This is a genomic window from Paraburkholderia sp. TE9906, assembly GCF_056279605.1.
Genome location: NZ_JBWCCT010000010.1, coordinates 164895 through 181547, shown reverse-complemented (window position 1 = coordinate 181547; position 16653 = coordinate 164895). Strand labels below are relative to the sequence as shown.

The 16653-nt window shown below is 61.7% G+C and carries 13 protein-coding genes; 5 read left to right on the top strand and 8 right to left on the bottom strand.

From position 1 onward, the window contains the following. Positions 1-875: 875 nt before the first annotated feature. Genes ACZ9H4_RS26040 through ACZ9H4_RS26030 form a run of 3 tightly spaced genes read left to right on the top strand, consistent with a single transcriptional unit; the run spans position 876 to position 6706 of the window. Positions 876-4067 carry an efflux RND transporter permease subunit gene (locus tag ACZ9H4_RS26040; RefSeq protein ID WP_408152302.1) on the top strand — a complete coding sequence of 1064 codons (3192 nt, stop codon included), beginning with the start codon at positions 876-878 and terminating at the stop codon, positions 4065-4067. Then, positions 4057-5244, top strand: coding sequence for an efflux RND transporter periplasmic adaptor subunit (locus ACZ9H4_RS26035; protein WP_408147249.1), 1188 nt, complete (start codon positions 4057-4059; stop codon positions 5242-5244). Before ACZ9H4_RS26040 ends, ACZ9H4_RS26035 begins: the two co-directional genes overlap by 11 nt. Then, entirely contained in the window at positions 5237-6706 is a 1470-nt protein-coding gene (locus ACZ9H4_RS26030; protein ID WP_408323338.1) for an efflux transporter outer membrane subunit, read from the top strand. Before ACZ9H4_RS26035 ends, ACZ9H4_RS26030 begins: the two co-directional genes overlap by 8 nt. Before the next feature lie 73 nt (positions 6707-6779). On the opposite strand, the gene ACZ9H4_RS26025 is transcribed toward ACZ9H4_RS26030, so the two are convergent. Continuing rightward, positions 6780-7229 (bottom strand): hypothetical protein, encoded by a 450-nt coding sequence (locus ACZ9H4_RS26025; protein ID WP_408323337.1) that lies wholly within the window; start codon positions 7227-7229, stop codon positions 6780-6782. A gap of 229 nt (positions 7230-7458) precedes the next feature. Continuing rightward, the gene (locus tag ACZ9H4_RS26020; protein ID WP_476121603.1) at positions 7459-8334 is read right to left on the bottom strand and encodes a LysR substrate-binding domain-containing protein; all 876 of its coding nucleotides are present in this window, start codon (positions 8332-8334) and stop codon (positions 7459-7461) included. A gap of 249 nt (positions 8335-8583) precedes the next feature. Here ACZ9H4_RS26020 and ACZ9H4_RS26015 point away from each other — a divergent pair, with 249 nt between their 5' ends. Beyond that, positions 8584-9405 carry an N-acyl homoserine lactonase family protein gene (locus tag ACZ9H4_RS26015; protein ID WP_408147241.1) on the top strand — a complete coding sequence of 274 codons (822 nt, stop codon included), beginning with the start codon at positions 8584-8586 and terminating at the stop codon, positions 9403-9405. A 231-nt stretch (positions 9406-9636) separates the two neighbouring features. Continuing rightward, entirely contained in the window at positions 9637-10932 is a 1296-nt protein-coding gene (locus ACZ9H4_RS26010) for an MFS transporter (protein ID WP_408152298.1), read from the top strand. A gap of 105 nt (positions 10933-11037) precedes the next feature. Here ACZ9H4_RS26010 and ACZ9H4_RS26005 read toward each other — a convergent pair whose 3' ends face one another. From ACZ9H4_RS26005 to ACZ9H4_RS25980, 6 genes are all read right to left on the bottom strand, one after another. Next, a complete protein-coding gene (locus tag ACZ9H4_RS26005; RefSeq protein ID WP_408152297.1) occupies positions 11038-11940 on the bottom strand; it encodes an NAD(P)-dependent oxidoreductase in 903 nt (300 codons plus the stop codon). Between the two features lie 42 nt (positions 11941-11982). Further along, entirely contained in the window at positions 11983-13137 is a 1155-nt protein-coding gene (yqhD, locus tag ACZ9H4_RS26000) for an alcohol dehydrogenase (RefSeq protein ID WP_476121568.1), read from the bottom strand. Positions 13138-13354: 217 nt separating this feature from the next. Next, positions 13355-13666 carry an NIPSNAP family protein gene (locus ACZ9H4_RS25995; protein WP_408152295.1) on the bottom strand — a complete coding sequence of 104 codons (312 nt, stop codon included), beginning with the start codon at positions 13664-13666 and terminating at the stop codon, positions 13355-13357. Between the two features lie 92 nt (positions 13667-13758). Next, positions 13759-14898: a porin gene (locus tag ACZ9H4_RS25990; protein ID WP_476121566.1), complete on the bottom strand. Its 1140-nt coding sequence runs from the start codon at positions 14896-14898 to the stop codon at positions 13759-13761. A gap of 187 nt (positions 14899-15085) precedes the next feature. Continuing rightward, on the bottom strand, positions 15086-15751 hold the full coding sequence (locus tag ACZ9H4_RS25985) for a CoxG family protein (protein WP_408152293.1): 666 nt from the start codon (positions 15749-15751) through the stop codon (positions 15086-15088). A 9-nt stretch (positions 15752-15760) separates the two neighbouring features. After that, positions 15761-16642, bottom strand: a complete 882-nt coding sequence (locus ACZ9H4_RS25980; RefSeq protein WP_408147227.1) for an NAD(P)-dependent oxidoreductase — start codon at positions 16640-16642, stop codon at positions 15761-15763. Between the last annotated feature and the right edge of the window lie 11 nt (positions 16643-16653).

Genomic DNA, 16653 nt, shown 5'->3' with positions numbered 1-16653 from the left:
TGGTTATGGCAGTTCGATATCCGCAAGGTCGAAGCCATGCACGCGTGGATCATGTTCCCAGGACGGCCTCAAATGGCGATTGCCCTACGCTGTCGGCAGTATGAAAGCCATTTCCCAGTCTACCGGTTTTGCACACAACTGTTTTGCGCAAAAAGCCACTTCTACAACTCACCGTTACGTTCCCGCTAAATTCGGCGCACCAGAATACGTCCCAGTTAGCCAGCGATGATCATCGTGAACAATGTGACAGTGACTGGAATACTTCATCTCGGGCATGGAAGTCAGTTCTTTTGGTTGCCGATTAGAGCCTGCGTCCAGAGCGCGAATGCGCCTCTTGAACAATCGGTAATAAAAAACTCGTTGGGGGTTTAGCCTTCAGGGAAACGACGCTCATACTTCTGCGCTGGCTCTTGCCAGGCCTTGCTCTGTCAACAACGACAAGGTATTGCCGGCGCATGCGGACAAAGCGGGATAAGCCCATCCGACATCCACAAGCCTGGCGTTTCATTTTGTCCTTCAGCAGAAGTGCCGGGCTTTGTGTACATTCGCGCTTGGGTTGCGTTGCGGCACATCGGCACGCGTCCCAAGGCAACCTTCTTTGTTGCGCATGTTCTTCCTGTTGTATTTCTCTGTCAAACGCCGGGCAATTGAAAGATGCGCGCAAGCTTTTTGATTGATCTTAAGCAGTACAGCAGTTCTCAAGAAATGCAGATTATGCGAATCCCTAGCCAGTATTCCGTCACAGTCGAATATACCGTCAGATCAATTTCGTCCTGTGCTTGTGTCAGGTACAAGCACGCGGCTGCGGGTCATCGCACGCCGCGCTAGCCTTTACCAGGACACTCTTACGTTCTACCCCAAGCTCAGGAATTCTCATGCTCGGCCTAGTCCGCATCGCCCTCCGGCGACCTTATACCTTCGTAGTCCTGGCGATCTTCATTCTCATCATCGGCCCGTTGTCCGCGATGAGGACGCCAACCGACATCTTTCCGGATATCAATATCCCCGTCATCAGCGTCGTGTGGCAGTACACGGGGCTGCCGCCGGACCAGATGGTCGGCCGCATCACCTCGCCGTTCGAACGCACGTTGACGACAACCGTGAACGACGTCGAGCATATCGAGGCGGAATCGGTCGCCGGCTTCGGGATCATCAAGATCTTCTTCCAGCCGGGCGTGAATATCAGCACGGCGAACGCGCAGGTAACCGCGGTCGCGCAAACTCAATTACGGCAGTTGCCTGCGGGCACGACGCCTCCTCTAATCCTGAACTACAGTGCGTCGACCGTACCGATCATCCAGCTGGCGCTATCTGGCAAGGGACTCACCGAGCAGAATCTCGGCGACCTGGGTCTGAATGCGGTGCGCCCGGTTCTCACGACGGTCGCAGGCGCAGCCATTCCATACCCGTTCGGCGGCAAGACACGTCAGGTACAGATCGACGTCGACCCGGCGGCGCTCCAGGCGCGCGGCTTATCCGCGCAGGACGTAGCGAATGCACTTGCCGGCCAGAACCTGATTACGCCGGTAGGCACTGAAAAGATCGGTGACTACGAGTACACGTTGCAATTGAACAATGCGCCATCGGAAATCAAAGCCTTGGGCGATCTGCCGGTCAAGGCGGCCAATGGCACCACGGTCTATATCCGTGACATTGCGAATGTGCGCGACGGTAGTCCGCCGCAGACCAATATCGTGCACGTCGACGGCCGGCGCTCGGTGCTGATGTCCGTGCTCAAGAACGGCTCGGTTTCGACGCTCGGCATCATCTCCGGCATTAAGCAGCGGCTTGCCGCGGGAAAAGCGTCGTGGCCCGATAACCTGCAGATCGAACCCATCGGTGACCAGTCGCTGTTCGTGCGGGCGGCCATCACCGGCGTGGCGCGCGAGGGCGTGATCGCGGCCGTGCTGACGAGCCTGATGATCCTGCTGTTCCTGGGCAGCTGGCGCTCGACGATCATCATCGCAACCTCAATCCCACTCGCCATCCTCGGCTCCATCGCGACACTGTCCGCGCTCGGCGAAACGTTGAACATCATGACGCTCGGCGGTCTCGCACTAGCGGTGGGAATTCTGGTCGACGATGCCACGGTGACGATTGAAAACATCAACTGGCACCTCGAGCACGGCAAAGAGGTGGAGACGGCTATTCTCGACGGTGCCGCGCAGATCGTCACGCCGGCATTCGTCTCGCTGCTGTGTATCTGCATCGTGTTCGTGCCGATGTTCTTCCTGAGCGGCGTCGCGCGCTTCCTGTTCGTACCGATGGCTGAAGCCGTGATCTTCGCGATGATCTCGTCGTTCATCCTGTCGCGAACCCTCGTGCCGACGATGGCGAAATACCTGCTGAAGCAGCATGTGCAGGACGAGCACGCGCATGAAACGAAGCGCCCCGGTCCGCTCACGCGTTTCCAGCGTGGCTTTGAAGCGCGCTTTGAAAAGGTGCGTAGCGCCTACCGCGGCTTGCTCGAACTCGCGCTGACCCACCGGCGTCCGTTCGTCAGTGGCTTCCTCGGCTTTGTAGTACTCTCGTTCGCGCTGGTGCCGTTCCTCGGCCGCAACTTCTTCCCTTCGGTCGATTCCGGACAGATCCTGATGCATGTGCGCGCGCCCGTCGGCGTTCGCGTTGAAAAGACCGCGCAGATTTTCGCGAATGTCGAAGGCGCGATCCGCCGGATCATTCCACCGGAGGATCTCGGCACCGTGGTCGACAACATGGGTCTGCCCGTCAGCGGCATCAATACCGCGTACAACAACACCGGTACGGTCGGCTCGCAAGACGGCGACATCCAGATCGCGCTGAATGATGGCCATCGTCCCACCGACGAATACGTTCGCGTCATGCGCGAAAGACTGCCGCGCGAATTTCCGGGCGTCACGTTTTCGTTCCCACCGGCGGACATCATCAGTCAGATCCTGAACTTCGGCTCGCCGGCGCCGATCGATCTGCAGATTCGCGGCAATGACCTGAACGCCAACTACGCCTATGCGGACCGTCTGCTGCGCCAGGTTCGCGATGTGCCGGGCGTAGTCGACGCGCGCATCGAACAGTCGCACGACAACCCGACCTTCAATGTCGATGTCGACCGCACGCGCGCGCAATTGCTCGGCATCACCGAGCGCGACGTGACGAACAGCATGGTGGTGAACCTCGCGGGTTCCAGCCAGGTCGCGCCCACGTTCTGGCTGAACAACGCGAACGGCGTATCGTATCCGATCGTGATGCAAACGCCGCAATACAGCCTCGATTCGCTCGCCGCCCTGCAAAATCTGCCGATCACGGCCAGCGGCGGAAGCACCGCCCAGATCCTCGGCGGTCTGGCGACAGTCGAACGCACCGGCAGCAACGAGGTTGTCAGCCAGTACAACATCCAGCCCATGGTCGAGATCTTCGCGACCACCCAGGGCCGCGACCTCGGCGCGGTGGCAGCCGATATCCAGCGCATCGTGCATGACAATGCCGGCACCTTGCCCAAGGGCTCGAACGTCGCGCTGCTGGGCCAGGTGCAGACGATGAATAGCGCCTTTGCCGGCATGTTGTTCGGCCTGCTGGGCGCGGTGGCGCTGATCTATCTGCTGATCGTGGTCAATTTCCAGTCGTGGGCCGACCCGTTCGTGATCGTGACCGCATTGCCTGCCGCGTTGGCAGGTATCGTCTGGATGCTGTTCGCGACCCACACGACGCTCTCCGTACCCGCATTGACTGGCGCGATCATGTGCATGGGGGTGGCGACCGCCAACTCGATTCTGGTTGTCAGTTTCTGCCGCGAGCGACTTGCCGCACACGGCGACCCGTTCAAGGCCGCACTCGAAGCGGGCTTTACGCGTTTTCGCCCCGTGCTCATGACCGCGCTCTCCATGATCATCGGCATGATGCCGATGGCGCTCGCCCTCGGCGAAGGCGGTGAGCAAAACGCGCCGCTTGGCCGCGCCGTGATCGGCGGTCTGCTGTTTGCCACCACCGCTTCACTGTTCCTCGTCCCCGTCATTTTTTGTATCGTGCACGCGCGCCCCGGGCGCGCGGCTACCCCGGCATCCGTCACGGGAGGTCCTGCTCATGTCGTCTGAATCCACTTTTCCCACCAATAGACCGTCGCGCCGCCCGCTTCTGGTAGCGGGGGTGGTCGGCCTGCTGGTCGCCCTCGGCATCGTCGTTGCCGGCCTTACGCTGCGAGCCACCGACGCCCGCAAGCTGAAAACCTGGACCGACGCCCAGGCCGTGCCGACCGTCAACGTGATCCAGCCCTTGCGTGACGCCAACGGCCCATCGCTGCAACTGCCCGGCCGCCTCGAAGCGTTTACGCGAGCGCCGATTTTCGCGCAGGTCAGCGGCTATCTAAAATCATGGAGTGTCGATATCGGCGCGCCGGTCAAAGCGGGGCAGGTCCTTGCCGAAATCGAAACCCCCGAGCTCGACCAGCAGCTATTGCAGGCGCGCGCGGATCTCCAGAGTGCGCAGGCGAACGCATTAGTGGCGGGTACGACGGCCAAGCGCTGGGAAGCGCTAAGCGGCACGGATTCCGTCGCCCAGCAGGATGTCGATCAGCGCACCGCCGACTACACCGCCAAGGAGGCGATCGTAGCGGCCGCAAAGGCCAACGTTGACCGCCTCGTCGCCACCAAGGCCTTCGCGCGCATCGTCGCGCCATTCGACGGTGTGGTAACCGCGCGCGATACCGACGTCGGCGCGTTGGTCAACGCCGGCAGCGGCGGGGTAGGCCAGGAGCTGTTCGCGGTCTCCGATGTCAAGCAGTTACGCGTGTATGTCCAGGTGCCGCAGAACTACGCACCGGCGATACACGACGGCACGACCGCCGTCCTGAGCGTTCCCGAATATCCCGACCAGCAGTTCACCGCGCGCGTGGTGGCAGCGTCAGACTCGGTCAATTCGAGTTCGGGGACGACGCTCGTTCAACTACTGGTGGACAACGCCAACGGCAAGCTGCTGCCGGGTGGGTTCGCCAGCCTGAAATTCTCGTTGCCCGCCTCCGCCGATGCGCTCCGTGTACCGGCCAGTGCGCTCGTCTTCGATGGCCGTGGCGTCATGGTCGCCACGCTTGGCGCGAGCGGTCATGTGCTGTTCAAGCAGGTGAAGATCGACCGCGACCTGGGCAATTCGGTGGAGATTGGCGCTGGGCTCGCCGCGACCGATCGCGTGATCGATACGCCGCCCGACGGACTCGCTAACGGCGACAGCGTGCAGATTGCGACGGCGACCGACAAGAAGGCAGTTGCACATGGTTAAGTATGGACTTCCGGCGCTTCTCGCGAGCGTCGTCGCGCTCTGTGCCTGCTCGCTCGCGCCGCAATATCAGGTCCCGCCGGCGCCGATCGCTGCGCAATACAAAACGTTTGGTCCGTGGACCACCGCACAGCCCGCCGACCGGATAGACCGCAACGGTTGGTGGAAGATGTATGGCGACACACAGCTCGACGATCTCGAAGCACGGCTGCTGGCCAACAACACCGACTTGCGCGCGGCGTACGCACATTATGCGCAAGCGCAGGCTTTCGTGGCGCAGGTCCAGTCGGGGCTGTACCCGTCGATCAGTGCGAGTGCCGTGCCGCTGCGTGAGCGCCAGTCCGACAACCGGCCGTTGCGCGTGGGCGGCCCGAACAACTACAACTCCGTCACGCTTGGCGGCGAAATCGACTACGACCTCGATCTCTGGGGCCGCGTGCGCGACTCGGTGGTGGCCGGCAAGGACGAGGCGCAGGCGACCAAGGCCGATCTGGCCTCGGTCAGGCTGAGCCTGCAGGTCGAACTGGCGGATAGTTATGTCCGCTTGCGCGGCCTCGACCAGCAAACCGAGCTGTTGAACGAGACCGTCGTGGCATTTGCGAAGGCCCTGCAACTCACACAAACGTTGCACAACAGCGGGATCGTGTCCGGCCTCGACGTTTCCCGGGCGCAAACGCAACTTTCGTCGGCGAAGTCGCAGCTGTCGCAGAACCTGGCGCAACGGGCCTTGATTGAACATGCGATCGCGGTACTGGTTGGAACCTCCGCGTCGGAATTCAGCCTGCCGTCCCAGACCGCCGCCATCGCGTTGCCGGCGATTCCGACCGGCCTGCCCTCGACCCTGCTGCAGCGACGGCCCGACGTCGCTGCAGCGGAACGACGGGTGGCCGAGGCTAACGCAAAAATTGGCGTCGCGCGGGCGGCCTACTTTCCGGACATCACGCTCAGCTTGCAGGGGGGTGTGCAAAGCGCAGCCTACGCGGGCCTGGTCAGCGCGCCCAATCTGTTCTGGGCGGTCGGCCCGCAACTGGTGCAGTACGTGTTCGACGGCGGGTACCGCCGTGCGCAACTCGACGCCGCCAAGGCGGCAACCGAAGAAGCGGGAGAACGTTACCGCAGCGTTGTCCTGTCCGCATTCCAGCAGGTTGAAGACAACCTTGCCCTGCTGTCGTATCTCGGCACCGCGCTTGGTGAGCAACGTGATGCAGCAAACGCCGCTCAGTACTCGGTCGACCTCGCGTTACGTCAATATCGCCAGGGCGTAGTGGGTTACCTCGATGTCGTGCAGGCGCAGACGGTCGCACTCGACGCGCAACGCAGCGTGCTCGATATCCAGACACGCCAGCTGAGCGCGAATGTGCAACTCCTGGATGCGCTCGGCGGCGGATGGTCGAGCGATGAACTCGCGCAAGCGGCTGCGGCGCCGGCACTCATCGCAACGGCAACGGAGCGCAGCGCTAACTGAACGCCTCTGCACGGCGTGGGAACGGTATGCCCCGTAGTATTTTGACTACTTCGGAGCACGTTCCCTGTCAGGCCTATTGCAACCTGTTGGCGCTCGCGGTGACGTTGAGTTCGATGTCGTCGTGGCGAGCGGTCGGCTGTGCGTGTTTCGACATTGGCGAATGAAGATCGCTTTTGATGAACCTGGAAAACCGCGCGTTGGCCTCCATCACGTGCCGGGTCGCAGCCGCCGTCAGTTGCTGGTCGTGAATGGCCAGGATTTCTTCGAGCATGGATGCGACCTCGGCGCTGACTTGCCACACTCCGTCATACTGCGCCCTGTCAACAGCTTGATCCAATTCAGCCTCCGCACGTCGGTACAAATCGACAGGCGCATTACCGAATCCGGCATCTTGTAAGTAGTACGTCAGATATACGACTCTGATCAGTTCATTGAGCAGATGAGCATTCCCTTGCCCTTTGCGACAGACCGCAAGAGCGAGGTGATTCGCGAGCGAGATATCAGAGACGGCTTGCCTCGTCATTGGGAGCAGCATTTCCTTGCTCAAATGACGCCGACCAGAAGAAGCGCGGCCCGTGGGCCGGCGAGTACTATGAGACATTGAGAGTGTATCGAAGAGAGAGAGTTGCGAGACGGCCCGACTGGTTTGCGAACAGGTTTGCTAATAGTCGACATTCACGGTTGTGGCGCGACAATTCTATAGCGATATCGCCGAGGCCGCATGCGCGTCAATTACGCTTGCACTGCGTGCATTAGCCATATTTGAACTCCGAAGCCACTTGCAGAAAGGCCTTGATCAGTCGGAGACGGACTGAGGAGCGTCGCCATATCAATCCGACCACGCGCTTCTGAAAGGGATGCGGCAGCGGCCATTTGGCAAGTGATAGATCGCTGAGCGGTTTGGCCGTCCAGTCGGGCACGAGTGAAACGCCCAGACCGCGGTCCACCAGCGCGGCAATCGCGCCGAGCCCGTCGAGCTCGCAACGTTGATGCGGAGTAATGCCATGTTGCCGAAGGTAGCTCTCGGCAAGTTGCCCGCCGACAGCATTGCGGTCGTAACGGAGAAACGGCTCCGTCTGCAATGTGACGTGCGGATCGGTCACATTCATCGCGGCAGGCGTCAACAGCACGAGCGGCTCTTCCCTGAACGTGTGCCAGTTGCAACTTTTCGGCAGATTGAACGGTGGCCGTGCGACGACCGCGGCATCGAGATCACCACTGACGACCTTCCGATACAGGTCGAGCGAGGTGCCGGGCTCGAGATAAAAGTCGATTCCGGGATGACGCGCCAGCAATTCCGCAAGCATGACGGGGATCAGACTCGTCATCATCGTTCCCATGCCGCCGAGGCGCAGTTGTCCACCCAGCGTCGACGGATTCTCCAGATCCGACTTGAGGTCGCGGATCTCGTGCAACACCTTGCGAGCGCGTTCGAGGATGCGCTCGCCGGCTTCCGTCGTACCGACCGTGCGTCCGCAGCGCCGCACGAGTTGGCCGCCCAACTCCGCCTCCAGCATCTTCACGCGCTGTGCCACCGCGGCCGGCGTCAGATCGAGCCGGCGAGCGGCTTCCGCGATCGAGCCAAATTCGACCACGTAGACAAAGCTCTGAAGAAAGCGGGAGTCCATCGAAATAAATTTTATGTTTTGAAGAAAGCAAAGACTACTTCTTCTGAGGGGCGATGACCAGCATACTCCTCGCAAACGCGCCCTCCGGTTCATCTGGCGGCTGATGGAAAATGGGGCATCACCGATGACGCGATCGGCTGGCAAGATCACGCCCGGCCCGCTTGTTCTGCGAGCGCCATCAGTTGGCATGACTGATGGACCACGAGAGATTCGACCGGGAACTCGGCGATTCCTGAAAGGAAGGAGACGATGACTGTGCCAGCCGCCCTATCCGGCACCATCGGAACGCTTGTCAAAAGCGTTGCGCTGTTCAACCTCGGCACGCTCATCAACGACCAGTCGTCATTGACGATGCGGCGCGGAATGGGTACGCGGGTCGAGGTTCCCGTGACCGGCGCATTGATCGAGATGACGGACGGCGAACATATCCTGTTCGATACCGGTCTTCTGCCGCACGACTGCGAACGGGATGATCGTCCCCCTCTCTGTCTGTCGATGAAGCGCTTTTCCGAAATGATCGCGCGCTATGAGCGACAGGACGACATTCGCGCACGGCTGGCCGAGCTCGGCCGTACGCCGGAGGACGTCAAGATTGTCATCAACAGCCACTTCCACTGGGACCACTCGGGCGGCAACCTGTTATTCCCTCATGCACGCTTCCTCGTGCAGAGTTCGGAATATCGCTTTGCGTATCAACCGGACAGCTTTGCCGCGCGACCGTACGAGCGCGCCTACTTCGATTGTGAAATCGACTATGAACTGTTGCGCGGCGATCAGGTGATAAAGCCCGGCGTGGCCGTGCTCACGACGCCGGGCCATACGCCGGGACATCAATCGCTGATGGTGCGTCTGCCGTCGGGCTCGCTCATGTTCATGACCGGCGACGCGGTGTTCTGCCCGGCCAACCTCGAACCCGACTCGCCGCCCGGCAATGCGCACAACACCGAACTCGCGATCGCATCGATCGCGCGGCTGCGCCTGCTGCGCGAGTTCTTCGGCGGTGAACTGGTGATCTGCCACGATCCCGATTTCTGGAAGAAGTGGCAACCGGCGCCGCATCGCTACACGTGAGACGGACGGTCCGGCTCCGCACGCTCAGGGCGGTGCCAGACCGGATTCGATTGTTGGGTTGCCAGAGCGGAGGTTCGTGCAGTGCCTCGCATGCCGAGGCGGCCAAGACCGTCGCGATGCAGTGCCAGGATCGTTTGCAACACGTAGCTATACAAAGACAAACACGTGCTGTCGCGCAGGGCTGCTTGCCGCCTTGTCGCTATGCACGCAAAACATGGATGGAGACAGACGATGGAGCAAAGATGGTTTCGCTTACTGCCCGTGATGATGATGACGCTTGTCATCGCGTTCATGGATCGCACCAACATCGGCTTTGCGATTCCGACGATGGGCAAGGAACTCGGGCTGACCGCCTCGATTCTCGGATTCGCGTCGGGTGTGCTGTTTATCGGCTATGGCACTTCGCAGGTCGTGGGCGGCTGGATCGCCGACAAGGGCTACGGCAAGGCGCTGATCGCCGTGCTGATGGTGCTGTGGGGAACGATCGAAATGGCGCAGGGGTTTGTGCACAATGCGCAGCAGCTGGTCGTGGTTCGTTTCGCGATCGGCGTATTCGAAGGCGGTATATTTCCGACTTTCCTGCTGTTCGTCAGGAACTGGTTCGCGCCTTCCGAGCGTGCTCGCGCAAATGGCATCTGGCAGCTGTGTTACCCGTTCGCCGCGATGGCGAGCGGCCCCATCGCCGGCTACATCCTGAAGCTCGGCGACTGGCGCACGTTGTTCATCGTCGAGGGCATTTTCCCGCTCGTGTGGGTACTGGTGTGGTTGTGGGGCGTAGCCGATTCGCCGCGCAACGCGAAGTGGTTGAAAGCCGCCGATCGCGCGCAACTGATCGAACGCCTCGACTCGGAAAACAGGCGGCACGCATCGCAAGCGCCGTCACCCATACCGGTATCCTTCGGCTCGCAATTGCGGCGCCCGGCAGTATGGCTTTTCGCAACCGCGATCCTGCTTTGGAACACCGGCTTCCTCGGCTTTGTGATCTGGCTGCCCAGCGTGATTCATCAACAGCCGGGGCTTTCGCCGACGGACATCGGCTGGCTCTCATCGATTCCCTACGCATTCGCGATCGTGCTCATGCCGATCCTGACTTACTGGTCCGACCGCAAACTGGACCGGCGGCTCTTTTCCGCGATACCGCTGGCTATTTCCGGCCTGGCCCTTCTGGTTGGCGGCGAAACCTTTGAGTCCAATCCGTTTGTCGCGAACATGGCGCTGCTCGTCATCGCTGGCGCGACGCTTTACGGATCGCAGCCGGTACTGTGGTCGATCGCCACCGAACTGGTGCCCTCTGAAGTGACGGCCCGAATTAGCGGCATGATCAACGGTATCGGGATGATCGGGGCATTTGGAGGGCCTTACTTCGTCGGCTTCGCGCGCTCGCTGACCAACTCGTTTTCCGCCGGACTGTTGGTAATGGGCTTCTGTCTGATTGCCACAAGCGCGTTCGTGATGTTGATCAAGGACACTGCGAGACCACGACGTGAGCGTGATGCGACGGCGGAGCCGAATATGGGCCGTAGCTGAGCCCAGGATAGTACCCTGGGCCCGCGAGTACTCGACGTCCCGGTTCGCGCGCGGTTCGAGACGTCGAATGCCGCTCATCACGAGCGGCATTCGTGCCCATTGCGCTCAGCCGCCGCGAAGCGCGTTGCTCATGCCGGCATCGGACAGCGCGCAAAGCGCCACCGCCGACCAGTCATGCTCAGCGCCGAGCCCTTGCGAGCGCAACGTCAGGAACCGGTCGTGCACGAGACTTGCCAGCGGCAGTGGAACGCCAAGCGCCTCAGCGGCGGCCAGCATCAGGCGGTTGTCCTTTTGACCGAGCGGCAACGAGAAGCCAGGCGGCTGAAATTGTTGCGACGCAATCAGCGCACCGTAGATTTTGTATGGCGGCGCGTTGAAGCTTGCGCTCGTCAACAGTTCCACCAGACGCATCGGATCGATGCCGGCCTTGCCCGCCACGGCACAGGCTTCGCCCAGCGTTTCGATGACCACGGACAGCATGAAGTTGCCGATCAGTTTCACCAGATTGGCCTGCGAAGGCTCCTCGCCGACAATGCCCACCGACTGCCCAAGCGTTTCCAGAAGCGGCACGGCGACCTTGAGGTGCTCGTCCGCTCCGGCCGCCATGATGAACAGCTTGCGCGCCGCCGCGGCATCGGGCCGGCCGAACACCGGCGCGGACACGAAGGCAAGACCCGCTTCACGATACTTCGCTGCGTGATCCTGCGCAGTGGCAACACTGATCGTGCTCATCGAGATGTGCAGCGCCCCCGGTTTCAGCGTGCTGGCGATGCCCTCCTCGCCAAACGTGACCGCGGCGTGCGCGGCATCGTCGGCCAACATCGTGAACACCACGTCGGCCCCGAGCGCCGCCTGCGCGGGACTCGACGCGACGCGCGCCCCGGCTTCGCGCAACGGTTCGGCGCGTGCCGGACTCCGGTTGAAAACCTGCACGTCATGCCCGGCGTCGATCAGGTTCTTCGCAATCGCGGCGCCCATCGCGCCCAGTCCTACAAATCCAATTTTCATAGTGACACTCCAGATGATCAGCCGCGCGAATGCGCGGCCCGTTCAGACTGCGAATTGATAGACCTGACGGCTCACGTCGAGCGTCACGTCGCCGCGTTCGCCCAATGCCGTCATCCCGTGCTCGTCGAGCTTCGCGATCAGCGTCGCGATGGACTGTCCGCCAATCCGGTAGTCGCGCAAGCGGGTACCCACCGACATACGTTCGAAGAACACGCGGGTCGCCGTAATCGCCGCACTGATACGCTCGTCCTCGCTGCCCGCTGTGATGTTCCAGACGCGCTCGGCGTACTGCAGCAACTTCGCGCGCTTCGACTCGCGGCGCACGCTCAGCATGGCCGGCAGCACGATGGCGAGCGTCTGTGCGTGATCGAGTCCGTGGAGCGCCGTGATCTCGTGGCCGAGCATGTGGGTCGCCCAGTCCTGCGGCACGCCGGCGCCGATCAGGCCGTTTAGCGCCAACGTCGCGGTCCACATCAGGTTGGCTCGCACCGCATAGTTGTGCGGCTCGGCAAGCGCTTGTGGGCCGACTTCGGTCAGCGTGATCAGCAGGCCTTCGGCGAAACGGTCCTGTACTCGCGCGTCCACCGGATAGGTCAGATACTGCTCGACGATATGAACGAACGCATCGACGACACCGTTGGCAATCTGCCGCGGCGGCAACGAATAGGTCGTCGTCGGATCGAGTACCGAGAAGAGCGGATAGGTCGCGTCGCTCGTGAAAAACAGCTTGTCGCCCTTCGCGCGGTAGCTGATGACGCTGCCATTGTTCATTTCCGAACCGGTCGCGGGTAGCGTCAGCACGCAGCCGAACGGCACCGCATCGCGCACCGGGGCCTGCCTGGCCAGAATGTCCCACGGCTCGCCGTCGAACTTCATCGCCGCCGCAATGAACTTCGTCCCGTCGATCACCGAGCCGCCGCCCACCGCCAGCAAAAAGTCGATGTTCTTCTCACGCGCGAGCGCAACCGCCTCCATCAGCGTTTCGTAAGTGGGATTCGGCTCGATGCCGCCGAACACGTGCCACGCGCGCTCACCGAGCGCCGCCTGCACTTGCGCGAGCACACCGTTGCTCTTGATACTGCCACCGCCGTACGTAATCAGCACCCGTGCGTTCGGTGGGACGTGAGCATCGAGTGCGGCAATCTGGCCTTCGCCGAAAATGATTCGTGTGGGGTTGTGAAACGTAAAGTTCTGCATTGAATCTCTCTTCCTTACATTCAAATGACCGGTCGTCTCAAACCGGAATAGACGGTTGCCCGGATCGAAACCAGATGCCGCTCAGATCAGTTACGACCGTTACCTTGGGATCTGAAAAACAGATCGAACCTCAAATGCACACAAGCACAGGCCGACTGCGGCGCGACAGGCAACGTTGCACATCCGACAGTCAGAAGAATTCACCACCTCGGCTGCTTCAGTCAGCCGGGCAAAACGGCACCGGCGAAAGGAACACTGATTCCTGATGCACCAGGTACGGCAAGATGCGAGGCGTGAAAGCTTGCCAATGCGGATCGGCGGCGAGCTTCGCGCGCTGCGCGGCACGGTGCGCATAGTCGTCATAGCTCCAGCAGAACACGACCGAATTCAACGTCCCCGAGTCTTTAGTCCAGCAGCCCTTGAGCCGTGCGTACCGACTGATGATCTCCAGCCCCTCGCGCTCGTAAATTTGCAGAAACTCGCCCACCTTTCCTGCCGTAATCTGGTATGCACGCATTTCAACCAGCATGATTGCCTCCTGTTGTCATTCAGACATTCACAAAACGACGTCCGCCCGAGCACACCGTCACGCGGCCAGGCAGACCTGCACTCCACCGCAAATCAAAAGCTGTGCCGTATGCCCACGCGCAGCGCGACCTGATTCGGCGTCGACGAAGGTGACAGATAGGTCAGATCGGCTACCGCTGCGTGTCCCGTCGAATCAACGCCGCTGGCGCGTTGCCAGGCAACGATCAGGTAGGTGAACGTACGCTTCGAAAACAGGTACTGCGAGCCCGCCGCCAGCTGGTTGTAGTGCGCATGCGGTGACGACGTGTAGTTGTAAGTCAGACCCCCCATGACAGCAGGTGTAAAGCGGTGGCTGACGAACGCCTCGTACGAGTCGAGTGTCGCGGCCCCCTGGAACGTGGTGCTGCTGGTCGCTACTGCGTTGCTGAAGCGCGTGTTGGTGTAAAGCGCCCCCAGCGTTGTGGTGCCGAACTGATAGTTGCCGCCCACACCGAGCGTCTGCATGCTGTGCGCGGTGGCGTAGCCGCTATAAATCGGTGTCGTTACGGGATTCGTGAACGCCTGGCCCGCTGTCGCCCCCGTGGCGCCGTCAAATCGCGTCACCGCCGGGTTGTTCACATAGAGATAGGCGGCCGCCAGCTTCAGCGGGCCGTTCGCATAGCTCAGGCCGAAGCCGTACTGCCGCGACGCGCCGACCGAGCCGGCCACGCCGCCAAAGCTATAGAGCGCGCCCGCCGTGACGCCGTGATACGTCGGGCTCACGTACTTGACCGTGTTATTGACGGGATACGTGCCCCAGATTCCGTCCACATCGCCCGCATGCGCCGACAGCGAGCCGCCGAACGCCAGCGAAGAGGTCAGCGGCTGCAGGTTGGTCACCATGAAGTCATACTGCCGCCCGAGGCGCACGCTGCCGTAGTTGCCGGACAAACCCACATATGCCTGACGGCCGAACAGCCGGCCGTTATAGCCGAGCTTGCCGCTATTCACGTCATAGCCGCTCTCGAGCTGGAAGATTGCGCTCGTGCCGCCACCTAGATCCTCGCTGCCCAGCAGGCCGAACTTGCTGCCGCCCATCCCACCGCTGAAGGTCTGGTAATTGGCATGTCCGCCCTGATTGTTGGTGTAGGTAATGCCATCGTCGGCGACGCCGTAGAGGGTCACGCTGCTTTGTGCGCGAGCCGCCTCTGCAAGGCAGGTCAATGCCATTAGGACAACTATTTTTCTGCTCATGAAAATTCCCGTCGAATGAAAAATGGAGTTGATCAAACGCTGAACTACAGAACGAACAAGGTTGCCACTGGAACGGCATGTGATCCACGCGCAGTGCGCTCACGCATTGCGGCGCCGAGCCTGCTCACGCTTCGGAACGGTGCCCGGTCTGCACGCTCACCGGGCACCGCCAGCGCGACACGGACCGTCAGCCCGCGTGCCCAATCAAAAATCCAACCAGCAAACCGACCAGACCCGAACCTGCACCGACCAGCCAGACCCGCAGACCGGGTGTCGGACCGGGTTTGGCTGTGACGGTGAACGGCTTCGTCTCGCTGTGCGGCTGAGATTGCACGCCGCCGATCGGTGGCACGTTGTCCGGCCGAGCCGGCAGCGCCGGCTCGATATCTGGCACAGCGTTCGCAGGCGCCGCCTCCTTTTCGATGTGCGCCTTCAGCGCGCCGAAGAAGGCGTCGAGATTCTTGCCCGCCGCGGACTGAATCAGCCGGGACCCCACGCTCATCAGCTTTCCACCGATTTCGACATCCGCGTCGTATGCGAGCACGGTCGTCTCGGCTTGCGGTTCGAGTTGCACGCGCGCGGTGACCCTGGCAAAGCCGACTGCGCCCGCATTGCCCGTGCCGACGATCGTGTAGGCCCTGGGTGGATCGAGATCCGACAGCTCCACATTGCTTTTGAAGGTCGCGGCCACCGGGCCGACGCGAATCTGCACGGTCGACTCGAAATGCCGCTCGTCCAGCATCGCGAGCGATTTACACCCGGGCAGACACGCCTCGAGCACGGCAGGATCGTTCAGCGCACGCCATACGGTCTCGGGTCGTGCCGGGAGGATGCATTGATCAGCCAACTTCATCGCCATTCCTCAGCGCTCGTAGAGTTTGAAGAGCGCCTGAGTGCCGTTACGCGTGAAGCCTTGCTCGGCGAGCTTCTGATAAAGACTGCGCACCAGTTCAAGACCCGGCAACTCACGTCCCATGTGAGCGGCTTCCTCATGCGCAATCCGCATGTCCTTGATGAAATGCTCGATAAAAAAGCCAGGCGCGAAATCGCCTTTCGCGATGCGCGGCCCCAGGTTGTTCAACTGGAAGCCGCCAGCCGCGCCGCCGCCGATCGCGCTCAGGACGGTCTGCGGATCCAGTCCCGCGCTGTGCGCATACGCGAGGCCCTCGCACACGCCCATCATCGTCGATGCGATCACGATCTGATTGCACAGCTTGGTGTGCTGACCCGAGCCCGGTCCGCCTTGCAGCACGATGTTCGTGCCGAGGCAGCGCAGCATCGGCTCGACGCGCGCGAGCACATCGGCCGCGCCGCCCACCATGATGGACAGCCGCCCCTCGCGCGCGCCGACATCGCCGCCCGAAACCGGCGCGTCCAGCATCTGCACGCCGCGAACCGCGGCTTGCGCGGCCAGCTCCTCGGCCAGTTGCGGACTCGAAGTCGTCATGTCGATCAGCACGGCATCGCGCCGCGCGTTCGCGATCAGACCGTCGTCGCCGAGATACAGCGCACGCACGTCGTCCGGCATGCCGACGATCGAGATGACCACGTCGGATGCTTCAGCGAGCGCCTTTGGCGTGGCGTGCCAGCTCGCGCCCGCTTCGATGAGCGGCTCGGCCTTCGCACGCGTGCGGTTATAGACGTGTAACGGATAGCCGGCTGCGGCGAGCCGCGCCGCCATCGAGGCGCCCATGATGCCGAGGCCGACAAAGCCGACGGCGGGTTTGCTTGCAGATTGATTCATGATTGTTTGAT

Excerpts from the sequence above, each read along its gene's own strand:
- ACZ9H4_RS26005 (WP_408152297.1), bottom strand. The coding sequence starts at position 11,940 with ATGAAAATTGGATTTGTAGGACTGGGCGCGATGGGCGCCGCGATTGCG.
- ACZ9H4_RS26015 (WP_408147241.1), top strand. The coding sequence starts at position 8,584 with ATGACTGTGCCAGCCGCCCTATCCGGCACCATCGGAACGCTTGTCAAA.
- ACZ9H4_RS26035 (WP_408147249.1), top strand. The coding sequence starts at position 4,057 with ATGTCGTCTGAATCCACTTTTCCCACCAATAGACCGTCGCGCCGCCCG.
- ACZ9H4_RS26030 (WP_408323338.1), top strand. The coding sequence starts at position 5,237 with ATGGTTAAGTATGGACTTCCGGCGCTTCTCGCGAGCGTCGTCGCGCTC.
- ACZ9H4_RS25990 (WP_476121566.1), bottom strand. The coding sequence starts at position 14,898 with ATGAGCAGAAAAATAGTTGTCCTAATGGCATTGACCTGCCTTGCAGAG.
- ACZ9H4_RS26020 (WP_476121603.1), bottom strand. The coding sequence starts at position 8,334 with ATGGACTCCCGCTTTCTTCAGAGCTTTGTCTACGTGGTCGAATTTGGC.
- yqhD (WP_476121568.1), bottom strand. The coding sequence starts at position 13,137 with ATGCAGAACTTTACGTTTCACAACCCCACACGAATCATTTTCGGCGAA.
- ACZ9H4_RS25985 (WP_408152293.1), bottom strand. The coding sequence starts at position 15,751 with ATGAAGTTGGCTGATCAATGCATCCTCCCGGCACGACCCGAGACCGTA.
- ACZ9H4_RS26010 (WP_408152298.1), top strand. The coding sequence starts at position 9,637 with ATGGAGCAAAGATGGTTTCGCTTACTGCCCGTGATGATGATGACGCTT.
- ACZ9H4_RS26040 (WP_408152302.1), top strand. The coding sequence starts at position 876 with ATGCTCGGCCTAGTCCGCATCGCCCTCCGGCGACCTTATACCTTCGTA.
- ACZ9H4_RS25995 (WP_408152295.1), bottom strand. The coding sequence starts at position 13,666 with ATGCTGGTTGAAATGCGTGCATACCAGATTACGGCAGGAAAGGTGGGC.
- ACZ9H4_RS26025 (WP_408323337.1), bottom strand. The coding sequence starts at position 7,229 with ATGACGAGGCAAGCCGTCTCTGATATCTCGCTCGCGAATCACCTCGCT.
- ACZ9H4_RS25980 (WP_408147227.1), bottom strand. The coding sequence starts at position 16,642 with ATGAATCAATCTGCAAGCAAACCCGCCGTCGGCTTTGTCGGCCTCGGC.